Genomic DNA, 20,033 nt, shown 5'->3' with positions numbered 1-20,033 from the left:
GGACGCCGGGTAGCCGCCATCGGGCGCCGACTGCACCATCCGGTGGATGATCTGTTGAAATAATAACAAGATACAAAGCAATGAACAGGAATCGAAGACAAAAAAAACCGCGTTTTCGGCACAGAGAAATAACAGAGGAATAAAAAAGGGGAACCGCGGTTCCCCTTAGAGCATGATGCGGTGCGGACGGCTTAGAGCGCCCAGCCGCCAGCGTAAAACACTACCAGCGCCACGGCGATAATCACGGTGCCGACATTCAGCTTGCGCCACTCGCCAGAGAACAGGCGGCCCAACACCAGCGCGCCAAAGCCCAGCATGATGCCGGTAACGATGTTACAGGTCAGCACGATGAATACCGCGCACACCAGACCGGACATGGCGTCCACAAAGTCGTTGAAATCCAGTTTGGACACGTTGCTCAGCATCAGCAGCCCGACATACATCAGCGCCGGCGCCGTCGCATAGGCCGGCACCAGATAGGACAGCGGCGACAGGAACAGGATCAACAGGAACAGCACACCCACCACGGTCGCGGTCAGGCCGGTTCTGCCGCCTGCGGCCGTACCCGCGGCGGATTCAATGTAGACCGCCGCCGGCGATGTTCCCACCAGACTGGAGAAAATGCTGCTGACGGAGTCGGCGGTCAGCGCACGGCCGCCATTGATAATCTGGCCGTCTTTGTCCAGCAGGTTGGCCTGCCCGGCTACCGCGCGAATGGTGCCGGTGGCATCAAACACCGCCGTCATCACCAGCGCCAGCACGCTCGGCAGCACCACCGGCTGCAACGCGCCCTTGATATCGAGACTAAAAATCAGCGACTGACCGTTAGCGTCGGTCAGGCTCGGCAGGGCGAACAGCCCCTGATATTTCACGTTAGGGTCAAAAATCAGGCCGATGACCGAAATGGCGACGATCACCAGCAGGATCCCGCCCGGTACGCGGCGTTTTTCAAGACCGATGGTGGCGGCCAGACCGATCAGCGACATCACCACCGGAAACGCGGTGAAATGCCCCAGCGCTACCGGCAAGCCGTCGATCGGGTTTTTAATCACCAGACCAATGCCGTTGGCGGCAATAATCAGCAGGAACAACCCGATACCAATACCGGCGCCGTGCGCCACGCCCATCGGCAAATTGCGCAGGATCCAGGAGCGAATACCGGTAGCGGAAATCGCGGTAAACAGTACGCCCATCATGAAAATGGCGCCCAGCGCGACCGGCACGCTGATATGCTGACCCAGCACCAGACTGAAAGCGGTAAACGCGGTCAGCGAAATCGCACAACCGATCGCCATCGGCAGGTTGGCCCACAGCCCCATCAGCAGTGAACCGACCCCGGCCACCAGACAGGTCGCCACAAACACCGCCGCCGGCGGAAAACCGGCTTTACCCAGCATGCCCGGCACGACGATGACCGAGTAAACCATCGCCAGAAAAGTGGTCAGGCCCGCCAGTACTTCCTGACGAACGCTGCTGCCGCGCTGCGTAATCTTGAAAAAGGCATCAAGCGCGCCTGCGGGACGGGCCGCATCGCCAGCCTGACGAGTGGTATTGGACATGGTGTATCCCCTGAAATGTCGTTGTTATTAAACGTTATAGCTATCAAACGTTATGGTTATCAAACATCCTGGCTATCAAGCGCCGTAACCGGCACCTGACCAGTATTCAGTAAAAACGGTATAATTCGACGCCCTTGCCAGACGCCGGACTGCCTGCCGTTTTCCCACTCCAGCCTGACACGCAAACGATTAACCGTTGCGTTACAAAGCGGCTGAATCCTGCCAGTTGTTGTTGAGGCGGCAGATTATCCTGCCTTCGGGACATCCATTTCAACTGCTATTCCCTGCTTTCACGCCGTAGTCGCGCTGAAAATAACGCCAACCAAACGCCGCATGCCGTTGCCGCAATCGTCAGCCAACGAGCACTCGCCACCGTTCGAACAGCAACATCTTGAGTATGAAAGAAAATAAAACCGTGGTTCAGGAAGAGCAGACTACATGTTCATATTTTTGTGATGTGCATCACAAAAAAGTTGACCACTCCCTGAGCAGGGTGTATCTTTAAAACCGTGAACAACATCACAGAAATAATGAATCACATAGAGGAATACGACAATGAAACTGCTGCACAAAATTATCGCCATGTTTGAAAACTTCACCATCAACTTCGGTACTTTCAACCACTAATTCTTTTATGCGTATGGGGGGAACATCATGAGTATTGTCCGTCAAATCACTCAAATCCTAAAAGCGCTGGGCAAAACCTACCGCGGTGTTAATCCCTACGCGCTGTTTCGTTAATCATCAGTCATTCTCTCCTTTTATGTGGCTGCCTTCGGGCAGCCACTTTTTTTTGCGCCCGGCCTTAGCGATACAGTGACGCCTCGCCGTACGGGCGAGTTTTGAAGCGACGGTGCAGCCACAAATACTGTTCCGGCGCACGCAGGATCTCGCGCTCAATCACCCGGTTCATGTAGTGCGCCGCCTGCTGCTGATCCTGACTCGGGTAGTCCTCCAGTTCCGGCTCAATCACCAGTTGATACCCTTGCCGATTCGGCTTGCGAATCAGCACCGTGGTGATCATCGCCGGTTTGGCCAGACGATGAATGGTGAACGTGCCGCAGGTCGTCGCCGCCTGCTCGACCGCAAAGAAAGGCGCGAACACGCTGCCTTTCGGGCCGTAATCCTGATCGGGCGCAAACCATACCGCTTCACCGCTCTTTAGCGCCTGCACCATGCCGCGCAGATCCTTGCGGTCAATCATCGCCTTGTTGGAGCGAGAGCGTCCCCAGGTCTGCACCAGTTCCATCAACTTATTGTTATGCCGCCGGTACATCGCCATCATCGGCTGGCACAGCCCCATGGCGCGGCCGCCCAGTTCCAGCGACATAAAATGAATGCCAATCACCATCACGCCGCGCTGTTCGCGCGCAGCCTGCTGAAGGTTCTCGAAGCCGGATACCTCGAACCACGCTCTGACCCGCCTGTCCGACCAGAACCAGGCCATGCCGGTTTCCATCAGCGCCATCCCCAGCGAGGCGAAATTCGCCTTCAGCATCGCTTCGCGCTGTGATGCCGGCATATCGGGAAAGCAGAGCTCCAGATTACGGCGGGCAATGCTCACCCGACGTTTGAGAAAATGACGGGAGCTGCGCCCCAGCCAACTGCCCAACCGCATCAGCAGCGGATAAGGCAATTGCACCAGCAGAAACAGCACGGCAAGGCCGAACCACAGCAGCCAGTAGCGGGGGTGGAACAATTCCCTGGTAAAGGTTTGTTGAGTCATTATGAATATCTTCTTGAGTGCCATGACAGCCAGTTTTAACAAACTAACCATGCACGACATTGTCGTTATCCAGGCAACCCGGAGGAAAACACAGTCAATGTGAAAAAAGAGGAGAAACGTGCGGCAAAGTACAGCTCGGTTATCACCGCGCCTCTCTGCCGCTAAAAAGCGACTCAGATTACCCGAAATCCACCAAAGAAAGGAGGGATTCGAGTGTAAAGATTGTGTGCGGCGACGATGTCGCTGCCGCGCGCCATCTAGGCGCGGGTCGCCAGAATGACGCTGGAAGCCTTAATCAGGGCAATCACCGCCGATCCGGCCTGCAATCCCATCTCTTCCACGCTTTCGTTGGTGACGCTGGCGGTCAGTTTCAGCCCTTTGGCGGTGGTGATATGCACCGTGGCGTGCACCGCGCCTTTGACCACGTCGTCAATCGCGCCGCTGAACTGATTACGGGCGGAGAAGTTCAGGCCGCAATCGGCCGAGGCCAGAATCACCCACGGTGCCTTGATCAGCGCCAGCGCCGCTTTACCGGGCGCCAGCCCGAGCGTCGTCACGCTGCTACGGGTAATCACGGTGGTCAGCTGTTCGCCGCTTTCCAGAGTTAGCACCACTTCGCTGTTGACCGCGCCTTCCGCCACGCGGGCTACGGTTCCACTCAGCTGATTTCTTGCAGAAACGGACATAAAACCTCCTGGATAAATCGGTAAATAACCATAAAAGCCGTTAATGGTTCATTAACCGCTTTTTCCCGCCGCAGTACAAGCCGTCAGCAACAGTTTTATTTTATGGAAACCATCGTCACCAAATCGTCACCGACCTGCCATGCCTTTGCAGTATTCCCTGCGCAGCATATGCCTTCCGTTTTACGAAACTCGTTGACTGGCATTAATCATCACCATGCAAAAAAACTGGCTCCCTTGGGTGATTTTATCGCCTTCTTTGCTGTTCCTGCTGTTGTTCACCTATTTTCCACTATTGCGATCCGTCTATGACAGCCTGTTCGATACCCGTATGGCGGGCGCGGGCGCATCGTTTGTCGGTTTGGGAAACGTTGCTCGCCTGCTGAATGACGCCGTATTCTGGCGCGCGCTGCTCAATAATCTGGTTTATATCCTGTTGACGGTGATCCCCGGCGTGGTGCTGGCGTTGCTGCTGGCGGTGGCGCTGTGGGAAAACCACGCGGTCAACCGCTGGCTGCGTACCGCCTTTTTTTTCCCGATGATCATCCCGATGGTCAGCGCCGCCGCGCTGTGGCTGTTTATCTTTATGCCCGGCATCGGCCTGCTGGATTATTATCTGACCAAACTGTTCGGCCCGATGAACAACAACTATCTGGGCCGCAGCAACAGCGCCCTGCTCGCCCTGGCGCTGATTGGCGTATGGAAATTCGCCGGTTACTACATGCTGTTCTTTCTGGCCGGCCTGCAAAGCATCCCGCCGTCCACCCGCGAAGCCGCGATTATGGAAGGCGCCTCGTCGACGCAGGTGTTTTTCCGGGTCACGCTACCGCTGCTGCGCCCGACGCTGAGCTTTGTCATTACTACCGCGCTGATTTACTCCATCACCCAAATCGACCACGTGGCGGTGATGACCCACGGCGGGCCGGACAACGCTACCACGGTGTTGCTGTATTACATCCAGAACCTGGCCTGGGACACCCACGACCTCGGCAAAGCCTCGGCCGCCACCTTCCTGACGCTGGCAGGGCTATTCGTTTTCTCGCTGGTTAACCTGAAAGTGCTTGAGAAAGGGGCGCATTATGAGCGTTGAAATCTCCCCCGCCGTGGCCTGTTCCACCCGCGCGCCTTTGCCGGCATGGCTGCGCTGGCGCCAGTCGCGCCGCGCGACCCTGAGCCTGCTGATGATCTGCGCCGCGCTGCTGTGGGTAAGCCCGTTTATCTGGATGCTCTCGTCGGCGTTCAGCGCCACCACCTTTGGCGCGGGCATGGCGTCGCTGTTGCCGCGCTGGCCGCTGACGCTGGATAACTTCCGCGACGCCTGGCAAAGCGCCGACTGGATAAGCCTGTACGCCAACACCATTTTCTTTACCTTCGGCACCTTTTTCGTCCAGTTGCTGACCATCACCACTGCCGGTTATGTCTTCGCCTGCCACGAATTCCGCGGCAAGCAGACGCTCTTCCTGCTGTTTCTGGTGCAGTTGATGATCATGCCGGTGGCGATGATGGTGCCCAACATGATGACGCTGAAGGCATTCGGTCTGCTCAATACCCTGACCGGCGTGATGATGCCCTATTTCACCTCGGCGTTTGGCGTATTTCTGATGCGTCAGGCGTTCCTGGCTATTCCCAAAGAGATTGAAGAAGCCGCGCTGATGGAGGGTTGCCGCTGGTGGCAGGTGCTATTTCGCGTGCTGCTGCCGATGTCCTGGCCCTCCATTCTGGCGTTCGCCACCGTCAGCATTACCTATCACTGGAACGAGTATCTGTGGCCGCTGATGATGCTCAACGACCCGGACAAACAGGTGTTGACCGTCGGGCTGGTGTCGTTCGCCATGGGCGCCGAATCCGGCGGCCAGTGGGGGATGATCAGCGCCGGGACGCTGATGGTGTGTCTGCCGCTGATGCTGGCGTTTATCGTTTTCCAAAAACAGTTCCTGAGAAGCTTTGGTTTCTCAGGGATAAAATAAGGAGTTTTTCATGCTGTTAGCGCAAATTTCCGACACCCATTTTCGCAGCTCAGGGCAAAAACTGTACGGTTTCATCGACATTAACGCCGGCAACGCCGACGTGGTGTCGCAACTTAACGCCCTGACCGAACGCCCGGATGCGGTGGTGATAAGCGGCGATATCGTCAACTGCGGTCGCCCGGCGGAATATCAGGTGGCCCGCCAGATTCTCGGTAATCTGACCTACCCGCTGTTCATCATCCCCGGCAACCACGACGACAAGACCCACTTGCTGGAATACCTGCAACCACTGTGTCCGCAACTGGGCAACGATCCGCAGAATATGCGCTACGCGATTGACGATTTCGCCACCCGGTTGCTGTTCATCGACTCCAGCCGCGCCGGCACCTCCAAAGGCTGGCTGACGGAAGAGACGCTGACCTGGCTGGAAGCGCAACTGATGCGTGACGACAAACCTACCGCCGTGTTCATGCACCATCCGCCGCTCGCGCTCGGCTCCGCCCAGATGGACCGCATCGCCTGCGAGAACGGCCACCGCCTGCTGGAGCTGGTGGAACGTTTCCCGTCGCTGGTGCGTATTTTCTGCGGGCACAACCACTGCCTGATCATGACGCAGTACCGTCAGGCAGTCATCGCCACCGTGCCGGGTACCGTCCATCAGGTACCCTACTACCACGAAGACACCCGCCCTTACTACGACATGTCGCCGCCCGCCTGCCTGATGCACCGTCAGGTGGACCAGCAGTGGGTCAGTTACCTGCATCCGCTGTCGCACTACGCCGGCCCGTGGTTGTACGACGAAAATATCAGTTGCCCGGTGGATGAGCGTTAATGGCTATGTTACGACTGCACAACGTCAGCAAGCAATTTGACGACAAACCGGCGCTGCGCTCGCTGTCGCTGGAGATCGCCGACGGCGAATTTCTGGTACTGGTCGGGCCGTCCGGCTGCGGCAAAAGTACCCTGCTGCGCCTGCTGGCCGGGCTGGAAACGGTAAGCGACGGCGAGATTTGGCTGGATGGCGACGACATCACCGCCCGGTCGCCGCGCGAGCGCAACTTCGCGATGATCTTTCAGAACTATGCGCTGTTTCCGCACCTGACGGTGAAAGACAACATCACCTTCGGCATGCAGATTCGCCATGAGCCGAAAGCAAGCTGGCAACCCCGGCTGGAGAAAGTGGCGCAATTGCTGCAACTGGACGAACTGCTGGACCGCAAACCGGGCAAGCTGTCCGGCGGCCAGCGCCAGCGAGTGGCGATGGCGCGCGCCATCGTCCGCAACCCCAAACTGTTTCTGATGGATGAACCGCTGTCCAATCTGGACGCCCGGCTGCGCACCGAAGTGCGCGACGGCATCATGACGCTGCACCGGCAGCTAAAAACCAGCACCGTTTACGTCACCCACGACCAGACCGAAGCCATGTCGATGGCGGATCGCATCGTGGTGATGAACCACGGCGAAGTCCAGCAGGTCGGCACGCCGGAGCAGTTGTATGCCTTCCCGACCAACCGGTTCGTGGCGAGTTTCATCGGCTCGCCGGCCATGAACATCATTACGCTGCCTTGCGCTGGCGGCGCGGTGCAGGTGGGTGAGCAAGCGCTTCCTCTGCCGCCGCACGCCAGCCAGCTCCGGCAGGTGTTTTTCGGCATCCGTCCGGAACACCTGACCGATGCCCCGGAAACCGAACCGCACATGCTGCGCCTGCCCGGCACCGTGACGCAACGAGAATTGATGGGCGCGGACTATCTGCTGCACATCAGCACGCCGATCGGCGAACTACGCTACAGCCGCAAAAACCGCGGCGACGCCCCGATGGTTGGCGATACCGTCAGCCTCGGCTTTTCACCTTTTGATGTTCATCTTTTTCATGCTGATACACAGCAGAACGTATACCAGGAGACCCCCCATGCATAAGCCCCTGAAACAGCGGTTACAGGCGCTCACCCTCGGCATCACGCTGGCCTTCGCCGGTTCGGCGCTGGCCAAACAGAACATCGACTTCATGTTTCCGGCCCCGGTGGACGGCAAACTGACGATGGAAATGACCCGCATCATCAAAGAATTCAACGGCTCTCAGCAGGATGTGGAAGTGCGGGGGATTTTCACCGGTAACTACGACACCACCAAAATGAAAGCGGAAGCGGCGCAGAAAGCCGGCCAGCCGCCTGCGCTGGTGATCATGTCCGCCAACTTCACCACCGATCTGGCGCTGAAAAACGAAATCCTGCCGATGGACGAACTGTTCAAATTCGGCAACGAAAAAGCCGGGGCGTTTTTGACCAACGAATTCTGGCCGGCCATGCACAAGAACGCGCAGGTGATGGGCGTGACCTACGCCATTCCGTTCCACAACTCGACGCCGATTCTCTATTACAACAAGACTATGTTCGAGAAAGCCGGCATCACGCAGGCGCCGCAAACCTGGCAGGCGCTGCTGGAAGACGCCAAAAAGCTGACCGACCAGAGCAAAGGCCAGTGGGGCATCATGCTGCCGTCCACCAACGACGACTACGGCGGCTGGATTTTCTCCTCGCTGGTGCGCGCCAACGGCGGTAATTACTTCAACGAGGACTATCCGGGCGAAGTCTATTACAACAGTCCGACGACTATCGGCGCGCTGCGCTTCTGGCAAAACCTGGTCTACAAAGACAAAGTGATGCCGTCCGGCGTACTGGACTCTAAGCAGATCAGCGCCGCGTTCTTCTCCGGCAAACTCGGCATGGCGATGCTGAGCACCGGCGCGCTGGGCTTTATGCGTGAAAACACCAAAGACTTTGAACTGGGTGTGGCGATGCTGCCGGCCAAAGAGCAGCGCGCGGTACCGATCGGCGGCGCCAGCCTGGTGAGCTTCAAAGGCATTTCCGACGAGCAGAAAAAAGCCGCTTACCAGTTCCTGAGCTATCTGGTCAGCCCGCAGGTCAACGGCGCCTGGAGCCGCTTCACCGGCTATTTCTCGCCGCGTAAAGCCTCATACGATACGCCGGAAATGAAAGCCTATCTGGAAAAAGACCCGCGCGCCGCCACCGCGCTGGAACAGTTGAAGTACGCCCATCCGTGGTACTCCACCTATGAAACCGTCGCGGTGCGTAAAGCGATGGAAAACCAGTTGGCTGCGGTGGTGAATGACGAGAAGGTCACGCCGGAAGCGGCGGCCAAAGCCGCCCAGCAGGAAGCGGACACCATCATGAAACCCTACGTGGATCAGACGGCGCTGGCCCCGGTGAAGTAATCTCTTAATCCCTTAACACCATGAAACGCCATGACGATGCCGGCCTGACCGGCATCGTTTTTTATCAACGTACCCGATCGCCGGAACCCTTGCCGACCACCGTTTGCACCAGATAAGTGAAGTAATGTTTTACCGACAGGGTCTGAATCATGCGCTGATCCCACTCCGCCAGTTTCTGCGGCGTAGACATGTCGATAGCATTAACCTGCGCCAGCCCGGTAATGCCCGGCAACACGTCAAATACGCCGCGCGCCTGACGTTCGGCCCTCAACTCCTGTTGATTAAACAGACAAGGACGCGGCCCCACCAGGCTCATCTCCCCTTTGAGGACATTAATCAACTGCGGCAACTCATCCAGCTTGGTTTTACGCAAAAACGCGCCTAACCGCGTCACGGCACTGCGGCTGGCGAGGTGAGTCGCTACCGACTCGGTCGTCACCGCCATCGTGCGGAACTTGATCAGGTTAAACGGGCGTTGATGCCGGCCTACCCGTTGCTGAATGAAAACCGGCGAACCGGTATCAAACAACCCCAACACATAAACAATCAGCATTACCGGCCACAGACACAGCAAGCCAATCAGCGCCAGTAATATATCCAGAACACGCAGCATAATAATCGGTCAACCTTGTTTGGATTCGGACTCGGGAACGCCGGACGTTTCCGCCAGAAACGCCTGCGCCGTGATGGCAATCGCCTGATGATAAGGGACGGCGGGCTGCCAGCCAAGCCGTTGCCGGGTTTCGCGGATATCCACCTGCAGCGAACCCAGCAGGCGCTCCGCCACCGCGGATTTCCCCAGCAGGGCCGCCGCGCTTTTCAGTACCCACGACGGCAGCGGCCAACAGCGGTTTTTCACCCCCAGCGCCGCCGCCATATCCGCCAGCAGACCGGCGGTGGAAACATCGTGGTCGTCCGACGCCAGCCACACCCGCCCCGGCGCCTGCGGATGGCGCAGACTCAGCAGAATCAGGTCGGCCAGATTGTCCACAAACACCATGCTGCGCTGGTTATGAACCGCCGCCAGCGGCAGCGGCACTCCTTTGCCGACCCAGTTCATCATCGCCCGGAAATTGGCTTTGACGCCCGGCCCATACACCAGCGGCGGGCGAATAATCACCACCTCAAGACCGGTTTCCTGCGCCAGACGCTGCAGCGCCTGCTCCGCCTCGTATTTGCTCAAACCGTAAGGATCGGCGGGCGGCACCGCCACGTCGGGCTGGAAAGGCCGGCCTGGCTGAGTCGCTTCGCCATTCACCTTGATGGAGCTCAGAAAGACAAACCGTTTAACGCCGGCTTGCGCGGCCTGCTGCGCCAGTCGCAGCGTTCCCGCCACATTGGTTTCCCGGTACAGTTGCAGCGCTTCGCCGCCGTCCTGCATCTGATGCACTCTGGCGGCGCAGTGCACCACCGCATCCACGCCTTGCAGCGCCGGCATCCAGTCTGTCGCGGCGGTCAGGTCGGCGCGAACCATCTGGCTATCGGACGCCTCTCCGCGCGCGCTGCAATGCCGAACACAGGCGATGCCTTGCTCGCTCGCCAGCGCGACCAGCCGTCTCCCGATAAACCCACGGCTTCCCGTTACTAAGATTTTCAATGTGGTTACCTTCAGCAGGAAAATACCTGATAATACCTTGGTACCCGCGATCCTCGAAATTGAGATTCGCACTGCTGGTCAAGACGTTGTCGGACCACTAAAATGTCCGCCTAATTACTCTAATTGCCGTCTCACACAGACATTCAGGCCCCAGATGTTTAAACCCATTCCAATTTTGCTAAGTGCTGAGCGTAGAAACAAACGCATCATGACGGTGATCTATGACGCGATCGCCATTGTGGTTTCACTTTATCTGGCCGTCGCCGTTCGTCTGGGCACCCTGGATTTTCCCGTAGGTTACGCTGAAATCGCCAGCGTACTGGTCACGTTGTCCATCACCCTGCTGGTATTTGTTCGCTGCGGCATGTACCGGGCGGTGCTGCGTTACATGATGCTGCCGGCGATGGGGTATGTTTTTCTGTCGGTGATTCTGTCGGCTATCAGCCTGGCGCTGAGTAGCTTCTTTTTTCAGTCGTTTGTGCCGCGCAGCGTCCCTTTTATCTATGCCGGGCTGGCGACGCTGGCGCTGGGCAGCCCTCGCGTACTCATCCGCACGTTTTATTACCACTATTACAAACGGCAAAAGCCCAATGTCTTTATCTATGGTGCGGGCGCAACCGGGCGCGACCTGCTCTATTCCCTGATCCAGGGAGACGAGTTTCATCCGGTAGTGGTGCTTGATGATGACGAAAAAAAGATTGGTCAAATCATCTGCGGTATCAAGGTGCACCACAGTCGTGAATTCGAAAAACTGAAACCGTTATATCAACCGGTAAAATTGCTGCTGGCGATTAATAACATCAAAAAAGGCCAGCGGTTGAGATTGCTGGAAAAACTGTCGCACTGGCCGATTGAAGTGCAATCCGTGCCCTCGGTCGAAGACATTGCCGCCGGGAAGGCGACTGCGACAGAAATACGGGATTTGGACGTGGCGGACTTGCTGGGGCGTGAAGCGGTAGGTCCCGACAAACAGCTGATGTCTAAAAACATTACCGGCAAATCGGTGATGGTCACCGGGGCGGGCGGCTCTATTGGTTCAGAACTCTGTCGGCAGATTCTGACGCAACATCCCCGCACGCTGGTGCTGTTTGAACTGAATGAATACAACCTCTATACCATCGACCAGGAGCTTCAGGGCATCAAGAAGCGTTTACTGCTTGATACCAAAATCGTTGCCGCGCTGGGGTCGGTGCAAAAGCAAAACCGGATACAGAAACTGATTCGGGCCTATCAGGTAGAAACCATTTATCACGCCGCGGCTTACAAGCATGTGCCGCTGGTGGAAGACAATGTCATCGAAGGTATCCGCAATAACGTCTTCGGCACGCTGGCCTGCGCCGAAGCCGCGATAGAGGAAGGAGTACGCAACTTCACCCTGATTTCGACGGACAAAGCGGTACGACCCACCAATATCATGGGGACCAGCAAGCGGATGGCCGAACTGATTCTGCAAGCGCTGGCGGAACGGCAAAACCAGACGACCTTCACCATGGTCCGTTTCGGCAACGTATTAGGCTCATCGGGCTCTGTCGTTCCTCTGTTTAAAAAACAGATTCGCCTGGGAGGACCGGTTACGGTAACCCATCCGGACATTACCCGTTACTTCATGCTGATACCCGAAGCGGCGCAACTCGTGATACAGGCAGGCGCCATGGGGATTAACGGACAGGTTTTTGTTCTGGATATGGGGGAACCGGTCAAAATCCTAGATTTAGCGCGCAGAATGATCAACCTGATGGGGATGAAAGGCTACATCGAAGGCTATGGTGAAGAGGGCGATATCGTTATTAAATTCACGGGCTTACGTCCGGGAGAAAAGCTCTACGAAGAGTTACTGATTGGCGAAAATGTGGAAGGCACCAGCCACCCCAGAATCATGACCGCGCAGGAAGAACGGCTAAGCTGGCAGGAGATGGAGCGGTTATTACAAAAGCTCGACAAGAGTTGCCATGATTATGATGTCGGCGACATCAAGAAGATATTGCTGGACGCGCCAACGGGATACACCCCCATCACGAATAATAAAGAGCATAAGCATCAACGGGTATGATTAATGGACGGAGCCGACCACATACCGTGGCTTTTTACCCGCTCCCGCCCATAGGTTTCTGTGATGGCCTGTTTCCGATAGCGCGTCGCTAAAACAGAGCGGCTACACTTACGCCGCCGTGGACGCCGAATTAAGCTCATCGTAGCGCTGCTGAGCGAGCATGACCTCATCGATATTGCTCTCTGCCCAGTGGGTCAGTTCATGTACGGTTTTGACCAGCGTCTTACCCAGCATGGTAATCGAATACTCCACCGTCACCGGCACCGTAGCGAACACCTGACGACGGATCATGCCATCGCGCTCCAGATGCTTCAGCGTCTGCGACAGCACCTTCTGCGATACGCCGTCAATGTCACGCCTCAATTGATTAAATCGTACCGGCTCGCACGCCAGACGATCCAGAATCAACAGCGACCACTTATTCGACAAGCGATCCAGCACCATACGCGCCGGACAGCCTCTGCTGTAGACATTGAATTCAGGCATCTCGTCACCTCTGTTCCATCTGCTATCGTTGATGAGTTTCTATTTCACACCTGAATAACCATACTGCATTTTGTTTCCTTTTGGGAGTTAGTTTATTTTTGAAACCATTAATAATGGGTAGCAGCGTTCGGGCGGCTCAACGTATTCGAGTGCACGCCGTTACGCCGCGGCGGCGATCGTTCTGAACCGGTTCTATCTGATGGATAGCCCGCTTCAGTACGCCGACCGACACCTGCCCCAGCAAAATGGGCGCAATGATCAACAACGCGCATCTCCAGACGAGCGTCTTCGCGGGTTTTAGCCGCCATAGCAACGCGCCCAGTAAAAACAGCGCCGTGATAATACCGAACGGATTACTCACCGTTTGCGTCAGAAAATAAAAAAAGGTCAGCAATCGGGATGGCGCATCCGGGTTCCACTGCCAGCCCGTCATCCATGCGATACCGGGCACCACCAATAATACAGCCAGGCAAATCCCCAATCCGGGGAATATTTTCGGTTGTTTTTTCATTACGCGAACATCTCTTTTTTTAGCGTACTATCAGCCGCTTTTTTAATACGATAAAACGCCTGACCGGTCAGTATCACTTCACCGGAATAAGGATTTCTTTGCTGTTATTGATTAGCAATAAAAAAGGGGATTATGGTTATTTTCCACTTTATTTATCGGTGGAAAACGGATGAAGTAAATCATTATTTTTCGTCGACTTTTCATTCATATCTAACGGGTGATTCTCGTGTATCTCATCCGCATGGGGATACCAGGCCGCCGGCGAAAGTATCCAGGTATTCCCCACTTTATTAACGCTCGCGTCGGCGGAACTTTGCTCAATCATAAAAAACGATACCACCGCCAGCATGATGTATAAGATATTTATCTTCATCCCGCACTCTCTATATATAAATAAAGGAAATAGCCAATCAATGCCTTATGCATCCGGCAGCGTACAGACATAAACCAGCGCGGGCGGAACGTTTTTCACCACGATAATCCGTTGCCAGTTAAAATAATGCGACAATAATTTCTCCGACAGCGGACTATATTGAAACTGAACAAACGTACTGTGCGGCGCCATGCGTTTATGAATCTGATTCAGAATGCGCATGCTAATTCTGGTCGGCATCGACAACAGCGGCAGGCAGGAAAAAACGATATCATAATGATTAATGAGCGTTTCTGCCGATGCCGCGACGACATTAAGCCGTTTATCCTCAATCTTTTGTAACTGATTAACGAATCTCGGATTAATTTCATACGCATCCAGCACGGCGTCGGCGCGCATCCGCTCAAGAATACCGTTGGTCAATACGCCGTTCGCCGCGCCAAGTTCGGCGATAGAAAGATTAGTGCACCAGTCCACCTGATTCATCATCGCGCGGCACAGCGTGGCGGATGACGGAATAACCGAACCTACCGAGCGCGGCGCGGCAATAAACTGCCGGACATATGAAAAATAATTTTTCAGTTGAGCACGAGACAACGCGCTATTTTGCCTATTCTGAATCATAGTCTGAACCAGCCTCCTGTATGCCGACAGGGTCTATTATCAGTTTGTCATGATGACCCAGGCTCAACGCATAAATTACAATTTTGTCAGGTTGACGATATCGTCTTTGCGCGCCGGCAGCACCAGCGTAAAACAACTGCCCTTCCCTTCCTCGCTCGCCACCTGGATTTTACCGCCATGCATCTCGGCGATGGTTTTCACCAGCGCCAGCCCTAAACCGGTGTTTTCCGCGTTGCTGCGGGCGTCGTCCACCCGATAGAAACGGTCGAAAATATGCGGCAAATGATCCGCGCTGATGCCTTCGCCGTTATCAATCACGCTCAGCCAGACCTTGCCGTTGTGGCTGGCCGCGCTCAGCAGGATTTTCCCGCCCGCCGGCGTATGGCGCAGCGCGTTGGACAGCAGATTCGCGAGCGCGCGTTGCACATGAATGGGGTCGGCATAGAACACGGCGTCGCCTTCGCTCGACAGCTCGATATCTTTTTCTTCCGCGAGAATATCGTAGAAATTGATCAGCCGGGCGAATTCGGTTGCGCTGTCCAGTTGTTCCACATTGAGCGGTTCGCGGCTGTTATCCGCCCGGGCCAGAAACAGCATGGATGAAATCATGCGCGACAGCCGTTCCCCTTCCTCTACAATCGCCGCCAGCGTTTCACGGTACTCCTCCTGGCTGCGCGCCTTGCTTTGCGTCACGCTGGCCGCCGAAATCAAATTGTTGATTGGGCCGCGCAGCTCATGGGCGATATCCGATGAAAATCGGCTCAGCTGTTTAAACGACGCTTCCAGACGGGTCATCATGCCGTCGAACGAGGCGGCCAGCGTATTGAGTTCCGACGGCCAGCGCTGCGTGGACAGGCGGGTGTGCAAGTCTTCCGCGTGAATATGCTCGATTTCCCGGCTCATGGTCCGCAGCGGCAGCAGCCCTTTGCGGGCCAACCAGTAGCCGATGGCGGAAAAAATGATGATGGACAACGCCGCGGCAATTTGCATGCGCTTCCAGTAATCTTCAATGATTTCATTGTTCTTTGAGACGTTTAGCGCCGCCTGCACCAGCCACGGCTGATTATCCTTGAGGACGAAATCGGTCGAGGCGATCAGGTATTTTTCGCTGGCTTCGTGCGCGCGGTAACGCCATGAGCTGTAGCGAAATTCACTGGATGGCGCAGGGAAATCCCGCTGCGGGACGCGCATATTTTTCGACTGCGCCCAGACCTTGCCGTCTGGGCTGATTATCCTGAGCGAAAGGCGCTCCTGACGGGCGACGAATTCGAACAGCTCCTGCTGCCAAAGGTCTTTCGGCCCCTGACGTTCGCTGATGGTAGCGGCGATTTCCTGCTGAAAGCGTAGCGTACTGCGCAGCTCATCTTCATCTTTCTGGCTAAGCTGGTTGCGCATCGTGGAGTACAGCAGCCCCGAAACGCTGTAAAGCACCAGGCTCATGGCAAGGGAAAAATAAAGCGTCAGCCTCAGGGTGATCGGGAAATTACGCGGTATCAGCATCATTTCTCACTTCCAGGACATATCCGGCGCCGCGGATGGTGTGCAGCAGTTTGACCTCATAATCATCATCGATTTTGCTGCGCAGCCGGCGAATCGCCACGTCAATGACGTTCGTTTCAGGGTCAAAATTCATGTCCCAGACCTGCTCCGCCAGTACGGTACGCGACAGCACTTCGCCGCTGCGGCGCATCAACAGGCTCAACAGCAAAAATTCCTTTTGCGTCAGCTCGATGCGTTTTCCGCCGCGCGACACGCGATGTTTCAAGAAATCCAACTGCAAGTTGCTGATTTGCAGCACGGACTCTTCCACCGCCGGCATATGTACCGCCTGCCGCCGCATAATCACGCGCACCCGCGCCAGCAGTTCGCTAAAGGAAAAGGGTTTGATCAGATAATCTTCCGCGCCCAGCTCCAGACCACGCACCCGGTCCTCTACCTCGTCGCGCGCCGTCAGGAACATGACCGGGGTCGGTTTCCCGGCCTGACGCGCCAGCTCCAGAATTTTCCAGCCGCTCATACCGGGCAGCATGACGTCGAGGATCGCCAGATCATAATCGTTGGTCAGCAGATAATGCAGGCCATCCACGCCATCGTGGGCGACATCGACCACGAAATCATTCTCCTTGAGCCCTTTGGAGATGTAATCCGCCGCCATGGTTTGGTCTTCTACCAGCAATAGTCTCATTGTTCCTCCACCCGATGCACCATGGTCGTCATGCCAACCTCAGGCCGATCAAACAGCAGATACAGCACGGGGGTAATAAACAGCGTAATCAGCTGCGAGAACAGCAGCCCGCCCACCACCGCCACGCCCATCGGCTGACGCAGCTCAGCCCCGGCACCCCAGCCAAAGGCGATAGGCAGCGCCCCCATCATGGCGCACAGCGTCGTCATCATAATCGGCCGGAAGCGCTGCATGCACGCCTGCACAATGGCGTCATGGGGCGACATCCCCTGCGTACGCTGTGCGGCCAGTGCGAAATCGATCATCATGATGGCGTTCTTTTCACGATGCCAATCAGCAACAGAATGCCAATCATGGCGATAAACGTCAGATCCAGATTCAGCAGCCGCAGCGCCAGCAGCGCCCCCACCGCGGCGGACGGCAGCCCCAGCAGGATAGTCAGCGGATGGATCCAACTTTCATACAGTACGCCCAGAATGACGTAAATCACCGCCAGCGCCATCACGATCAGCCAGATCTGGCTGGTCTGGGACTGCTGATAGAGCGCTGCCTGCCCCGCGTAGCTGCCGATCACCGAATTAGGCATCTGGATAGCCTGCTGCACCTGCGCGATCGCATTGGTGGCGTCGGACAGCGATTTCCCGGGCGCCAGATCGAACGACACGGTAATCGCCGGAAGCTGCCCCTGATGATTAACCGCCGTCACCCCCTGGGCGCGCGTGATATGGGTAAAGGTCGTCACCGGCAGCAACGTGTTCGCCGACGAGCGGACATAGATTTTCGACAGGTCGCTTTCATTCTGCCGGAAGGCGCTGTCCACCTCCATGATGACCTGATAGCTGTCTTCCGGCGCGTAGATAGTCGATGCCTGCTGCGTACCGAAGGCGGCGTACAGGTTGCTGCGGATCTGATCGATATCCACACCCATCAGCGACGCTTTGTTGCGGTCAATCTGCAACTGCGCCTGCAAGCCGTTCAGTTGCGCGTCGCTGTTCACGCCCACGAAAACGCCGGTTTTTTTCATTCCGTCCATCAGCTTATTCGCCCAGTCATTTAACGATAGCCCATCGCCGCTGTTCACCGACTGTAGCGTGTACTGGTAGTTGCTTTTTGACGAGCGCCCGCCGACCTTCAGGTTTTGCACCGGGCTGTAAAACACGGTAATCCCCGGCAGATAGCGCGTTTCGGCGCGCATTATCTGCAACACCTGCGCCATCGGCGGCCGTTGCGCGCTGTCTTTTAGCGTCAGCATCAGCTGCGTGGTGTCATGGTCCACTTTGGTGACCATGTCGCTGACGGCGGGATCCTGCAACAGCGTATTGCCCAACTGCTGCGCCACCTTCAGCCGCCCCTCATAGGACATGTCCTGCGGCGTATCGATATTCGCCGTCACCTGGCCGAGATCTTCCTGCGGGAAAAAGCCTTTGGGCGCACTCCAGTACAGTAAAACGCTGAGTAATACCGTCGCCAGCGCGGTGGACACCATCACCCAGCGATGCCCGATGGCCCAGTCGAGCGCGTGGCCATACCCGCGGCGCAGGGACTCAAACCCGCGCTCAAATAGCTGGCTCCAGGCCGGTTCCGGCGCCGGATGCGCCTGATGCTTGATCAACATCGGCACCAGCAGCGGAATCACCGTCAGCGACGCCGCCGCCGACACCAGTATCGCCAGCGACACCACCCAGGCGAATTCATGAAACAGCAGCCCCAACGTGCCGGGCATAAAGAAAATGGGGATAAACACCGCCACCAGCGACAGCGAAATCGACACCACGGTGAACGCCACTTCCCTTACCCCCAGCAGCGCCGCCCGCCAGGGCGACTCGCCCTCTTCCATGTAACGCATGATGTTTTCCAGCACCACAATGGCGTCGTCCACCACCAGCCCCACGGCAATCGTCAGCCCCATCAGCGAGATATTGTCGAGGCTCATCCCGAGCAGATACATCAGCGCAAAAGCGCCCAGCAGGGACACCGGCACACTGAGCGCCGGGATCAGCGTAGCGCGAAAATGGCGCAGGAACAGCAGAATCACCAGCACCACCAGCGCGATGGTCAGCATCAGGGTGATATTCACATCATGGATCGCCTGACGAATTGAGAGCGAACGATCGTTCAGCAGCTTCACTTGTACCGACGGCGGCATCTGCGCCTGCAATGTGGGCAACAGCCGGTTGATGGCGTCGAGCGTCGCCACGATATTCGCCCCCGGCTGGCGGTTGATGCTCAGTACAATCGCGGTATGTCCGTTGACCGCGCTGTAGCTTAGGGCGTTTTCGATGCTGTCCTGCACGCTGGCGACATCTGAAAGCCGTACCGGCTGCCCGTTGCGCGTGGCGATAATCACATTGGCGAAGTCCGCCGCCTTCATCAGATTGCCGCTGGTTTGCAGCACCATCATCTGACGCTTGCCGTCCAGCTCGCCGATGGGCGAATTCGCATTGGCGGCCTTCAGCGCCGTCTGCACTTCGGACAGCGTCATATCCGTCGCCGCCAGCCTGTCGGGGTCGATTTCCACCCGCACCGCATAGCGTTTCTGGCCGATCACATTCACCTCCGCCACGCCTTTAATGGTCGATAGCGCGGGGGAAATCAGGTTATCCGTGAAACGGTTGAGATCGGAAAGCGTCATCGATGGCGAGTCGATGCCAATCGCCACGATGGGCGCGTCCGCAGGGTTCACCTTGCGAAACGAGGGCGGCGTCGTCATCTGCGACGGCAGCTTTTTCATCGTCTGGTAGAGCGCCGACTGCACGTCTACGGCGGCCGCGTCGATGTTCACCGACGGGTCGAACTCCAGCACGATAGTGGTCGCCCCCTGCAAGCTGGTCGAGGTCAACATCGATAAACCGGGGATCGTGGACAGGTTCTTCTCCAGCGGCGTAGCGACCGACGACGCCATGGTTTCCGGGCTGGCGCCGGACAGCGACGCACTCACCCTGATGGTGGGCATATCAAACGACGGCAACGCCGCAACGGGCAGTTTCGTCCAGCAGATGACCCCGGTGACAATCACCGACAGCCATAGCAGCATCACGGC

The 20,033-nt window shown here is 56.8% G+C and carries 17 protein-coding genes and 1 pseudogene; 6 read left to right on the top strand and 12 right to left on the bottom strand.

The annotated features are described in order from the left end of the window. Window positions 1–191: 191 nt before the first annotated feature. The 3 genes from DDA898_RS03855 to DDA898_RS03845 all read right to left on the bottom strand — a co-directional run bounded on the left by DDA898_RS03855 (window position 192) and on the right by DDA898_RS03845 (window position 3,971). The gene (locus DDA898_RS03855) at window positions 192–1,559 is read right to left on the bottom strand and encodes an NCS2 family permease (RefSeq protein WP_038910263.1); all 1,368 of its coding nucleotides are present in this window, start codon (window positions 1,557–1,559) and stop codon (window positions 192–194) included. An 805-nt stretch (window positions 1,560–2,364) separates the two neighbouring features. Beyond that, the gene (gene lpxP, locus DDA898_RS03850; RefSeq protein ID WP_107768436.1) at window positions 2,365–3,288 is read right to left on the bottom strand and encodes a kdo(2)-lipid IV(A) palmitoleoyltransferase; all 924 of its coding nucleotides are present in this window, start codon (window positions 3,286–3,288) and stop codon (window positions 2,365–2,367) included. 254 nt (window positions 3,289–3,542) lie between these two features. Beyond that, a complete protein-coding gene (locus DDA898_RS03845) occupies window positions 3,543–3,971 on the bottom strand; it encodes a TOBE domain-containing protein (RefSeq protein ID WP_013316396.1) in 429 nt (142 codons plus the stop codon). A gap of 214 nt (window positions 3,972–4,185) precedes the next feature. On the opposite strand from DDA898_RS03845, the gene DDA898_RS03840 reads away from it, so the two are divergent. Genes DDA898_RS03840 through DDA898_RS03820 form a run of 5 tightly spaced genes read left to right on the top strand, consistent with a single transcriptional unit; the run spans window position 4,186 to window position 9,167 of the window. Then, on the top strand, window positions 4,186–5,058 hold the full coding sequence (locus DDA898_RS03840; RefSeq protein ID WP_038910262.1) for a carbohydrate ABC transporter permease: 873 nt from the start codon (window positions 4,186–4,188) through the stop codon (window positions 5,056–5,058). Next, the gene (locus tag DDA898_RS03835; protein ID WP_038910261.1) at window positions 5,048–5,935 is read left to right on the top strand and encodes a carbohydrate ABC transporter permease; all 888 of its coding nucleotides are present in this window, start codon (window positions 5,048–5,050) and stop codon (window positions 5,933–5,935) included. The genes DDA898_RS03840 and DDA898_RS03835 overlap by 11 nt, the downstream gene beginning before the upstream one ends. A gap of 10 nt (window positions 5,936–5,945) precedes the next feature. Next, complete coding sequence (gpdQ, locus tag DDA898_RS03830) at window positions 5,946–6,767, top strand: glycerophosphodiester phosphodiesterase GpdQ (protein WP_038910260.1); 822 nt, start codon at window positions 5,946–5,948, stop codon at window positions 6,765–6,767. 5 nt (window positions 6,768–6,772) lie between these two features. After that, window positions 6,773–7,852 carry an ABC transporter ATP-binding protein gene (locus DDA898_RS03825; RefSeq protein ID WP_038912419.1) on the top strand — a complete coding sequence of 360 codons (1,080 nt, stop codon included), beginning with the start codon at window positions 6,773–6,775 and terminating at the stop codon, window positions 7,850–7,852. Next, a complete protein-coding gene (locus DDA898_RS03820) occupies window positions 7,845–9,167 on the top strand; it encodes an ABC transporter substrate-binding protein (protein ID WP_038910259.1) in 1,323 nt (440 codons plus the stop codon). Before DDA898_RS03825 ends, DDA898_RS03820 begins: the two co-directional genes overlap by 8 nt. 64 nt (window positions 9,168–9,231) lie before the next feature. Here the strand turns inward: DDA898_RS03820 and DDA898_RS03815 are convergent, their stop codons facing one another. Next, window positions 9,232–9,780, bottom strand: coding sequence for a sugar transferase (locus DDA898_RS03815; protein ID WP_038910258.1), 549 nt, complete (start codon window positions 9,778–9,780; stop codon window positions 9,232–9,234). A 9-nt stretch (window positions 9,781–9,789) separates the two neighbouring features. Next, window positions 9,790–10,764 (bottom strand): UDP-glucose 4-epimerase family protein, encoded by a 975-nt coding sequence (locus tag DDA898_RS03810; protein ID WP_038910257.1) that lies wholly within the window; start codon window positions 10,762–10,764, stop codon window positions 9,790–9,792. A gap of 154 nt (window positions 10,765–10,918) precedes the next feature. Here DDA898_RS03810 and DDA898_RS03805 point away from each other — a divergent pair, with 154 nt between their 5' ends. Further along, complete coding sequence (locus DDA898_RS03805; protein ID WP_038910256.1) at window positions 10,919–12,814, top strand: polysaccharide biosynthesis protein; 1,896 nt, start codon at window positions 10,919–10,921, stop codon at window positions 12,812–12,814. 108 nt (window positions 12,815–12,922) lie between these two features. Here the strand turns inward: DDA898_RS03805 and DDA898_RS03800 are convergent, their stop codons facing one another. From DDA898_RS03800 to DDA898_RS03770, 7 genes and pseudogenes are all read right to left on the bottom strand, one after another. Continuing rightward, window positions 12,923–13,300, bottom strand: a complete 378-nt coding sequence (locus tag DDA898_RS03800; protein ID WP_013316387.1) for a winged helix-turn-helix transcriptional regulator — start codon at window positions 13,298–13,300, stop codon at window positions 12,923–12,925. Window positions 13,301–13,436: 136 nt separating this feature from the next. Beyond that, on the bottom strand, window positions 13,437–13,811 hold the full coding sequence (locus DDA898_RS03795; RefSeq protein WP_050570179.1) for a phosphatase PAP2 family protein: 375 nt from the start codon (window positions 13,809–13,811) through the stop codon (window positions 13,437–13,439). Between the two features lie 148 nt (window positions 13,812–13,959). Continuing rightward, complete coding sequence (locus DDA898_RS03790) at window positions 13,960–14,184, bottom strand: hypothetical protein (RefSeq protein WP_152490665.1); 225 nt, start codon at window positions 14,182–14,184, stop codon at window positions 13,960–13,962. 45 nt (window positions 14,185–14,229) lie between these two features. Beyond that, complete coding sequence (locus DDA898_RS03785) at window positions 14,230–14,808, bottom strand: class I SAM-dependent methyltransferase (RefSeq protein WP_038910254.1); 579 nt, start codon at window positions 14,806–14,808, stop codon at window positions 14,230–14,232. A 75-nt stretch (window positions 14,809–14,883) separates the two neighbouring features. After that, window positions 14,884–16,311, bottom strand: coding sequence for a heavy metal sensor histidine kinase (locus DDA898_RS03780; RefSeq protein ID WP_081639211.1), 1,428 nt, complete (start codon window positions 16,309–16,311; stop codon window positions 14,884–14,886). Next, window positions 16,292–16,993 (bottom strand): heavy metal response regulator transcription factor, encoded by a 702-nt coding sequence (locus DDA898_RS03775; protein WP_013316382.1) that lies wholly within the window; start codon window positions 16,991–16,993, stop codon window positions 16,292–16,294. The genes DDA898_RS03780 and DDA898_RS03775 overlap by 20 nt, the downstream gene beginning before the upstream one ends. Then, window positions 16,990–20,027, bottom strand: a pseudogene (locus DDA898_RS03770) (efflux RND transporter permease subunit). Before DDA898_RS03770 ends, DDA898_RS03775 begins: the two are co-directional and overlap by 4 nt. Window positions 20,028–20,033 lie beyond the last annotated feature (6 nt).

The sequence above is a fragment of the Dickeya dadantii NCPPB 898 genome (assembly GCF_000406145.1).
Taxonomy (GTDB): Bacteria; Pseudomonadota; Gammaproteobacteria; order Enterobacterales; family Enterobacteriaceae; genus Dickeya; species Dickeya dadantii.
The sequence above is the reverse complement of the archived record's forward strand: the minus strand, read 5'-3'. Positions and strand labels throughout refer to the sequence as shown.

Bases quoted from the DNA above. Each gene is read 5' to 3' on its own strand.
- DDA898_RS03855 (WP_038910263.1), bottom strand. From the start codon at position 1,559: ATGTCCAATACCACTCGTCAGGCTGGCGATGCGGCCCGTCCCGCAGGC.
- DDA898_RS03845 (WP_013316396.1), bottom strand. From the start codon at position 3,971: ATGTCCGTTTCTGCAAGAAATCAGCTGAGTGGAACCGTAGCCCGCGTG.
- DDA898_RS03840 (WP_038910262.1), top strand. From the start codon at position 4,186: ATGCAAAAAAACTGGCTCCCTTGGGTGATTTTATCGCCTTCTTTGCTG.
- DDA898_RS03835 (WP_038910261.1), top strand. From the start codon at position 5,048: ATGAGCGTTGAAATCTCCCCCGCCGTGGCCTGTTCCACCCGCGCGCCT.
- gpdQ (WP_038910260.1), top strand. From the start codon at position 5,946: ATGCTGTTAGCGCAAATTTCCGACACCCATTTTCGCAGCTCAGGGCAA.
- DDA898_RS03825 (WP_038912419.1), top strand. From the start codon at position 6,773: ATGTTACGACTGCACAACGTCAGCAAGCAATTTGACGACAAACCGGCG.
- DDA898_RS03820 (WP_038910259.1), top strand. From the start codon at position 7,845: ATGCATAAGCCCCTGAAACAGCGGTTACAGGCGCTCACCCTCGGCATC.
- DDA898_RS03815 (WP_038910258.1), bottom strand. From the start codon at position 9,780: ATGCTGCGTGTTCTGGATATATTACTGGCGCTGATTGGCTTGCTGTGT.
- DDA898_RS03805 (WP_038910256.1), top strand. From the start codon at position 10,919: ATGTTTAAACCCATTCCAATTTTGCTAAGTGCTGAGCGTAGAAACAAA.
- DDA898_RS03800 (WP_013316387.1), bottom strand. From the start codon at position 13,300: ATGCCTGAATTCAATGTCTACAGCAGAGGCTGTCCGGCGCGTATGGTG.
- DDA898_RS03795 (WP_050570179.1), bottom strand. From the start codon at position 13,811: ATGAAAAAACAACCGAAAATATTCCCCGGATTGGGGATTTGCCTGGCT.
- DDA898_RS03790 (WP_152490665.1), bottom strand. From the start codon at position 14,184: ATGAAGATAAATATCTTATACATCATGCTGGCGGTGGTATCGTTTTTT.
- DDA898_RS03785 (WP_038910254.1), bottom strand. From the start codon at position 14,808: ATGATTCAGAATAGGCAAAATAGCGCGTTGTCTCGTGCTCAACTGAAA.
- DDA898_RS03780 (WP_081639211.1), bottom strand. From the start codon at position 16,311: ATGATGCTGATACCGCGTAATTTCCCGATCACCCTGAGGCTGACGCTT.
- DDA898_RS03775 (WP_013316382.1), bottom strand. From the start codon at position 16,993: ATGAGACTATTGCTGGTAGAAGACCAAACCATGGCGGCGGATTACATC.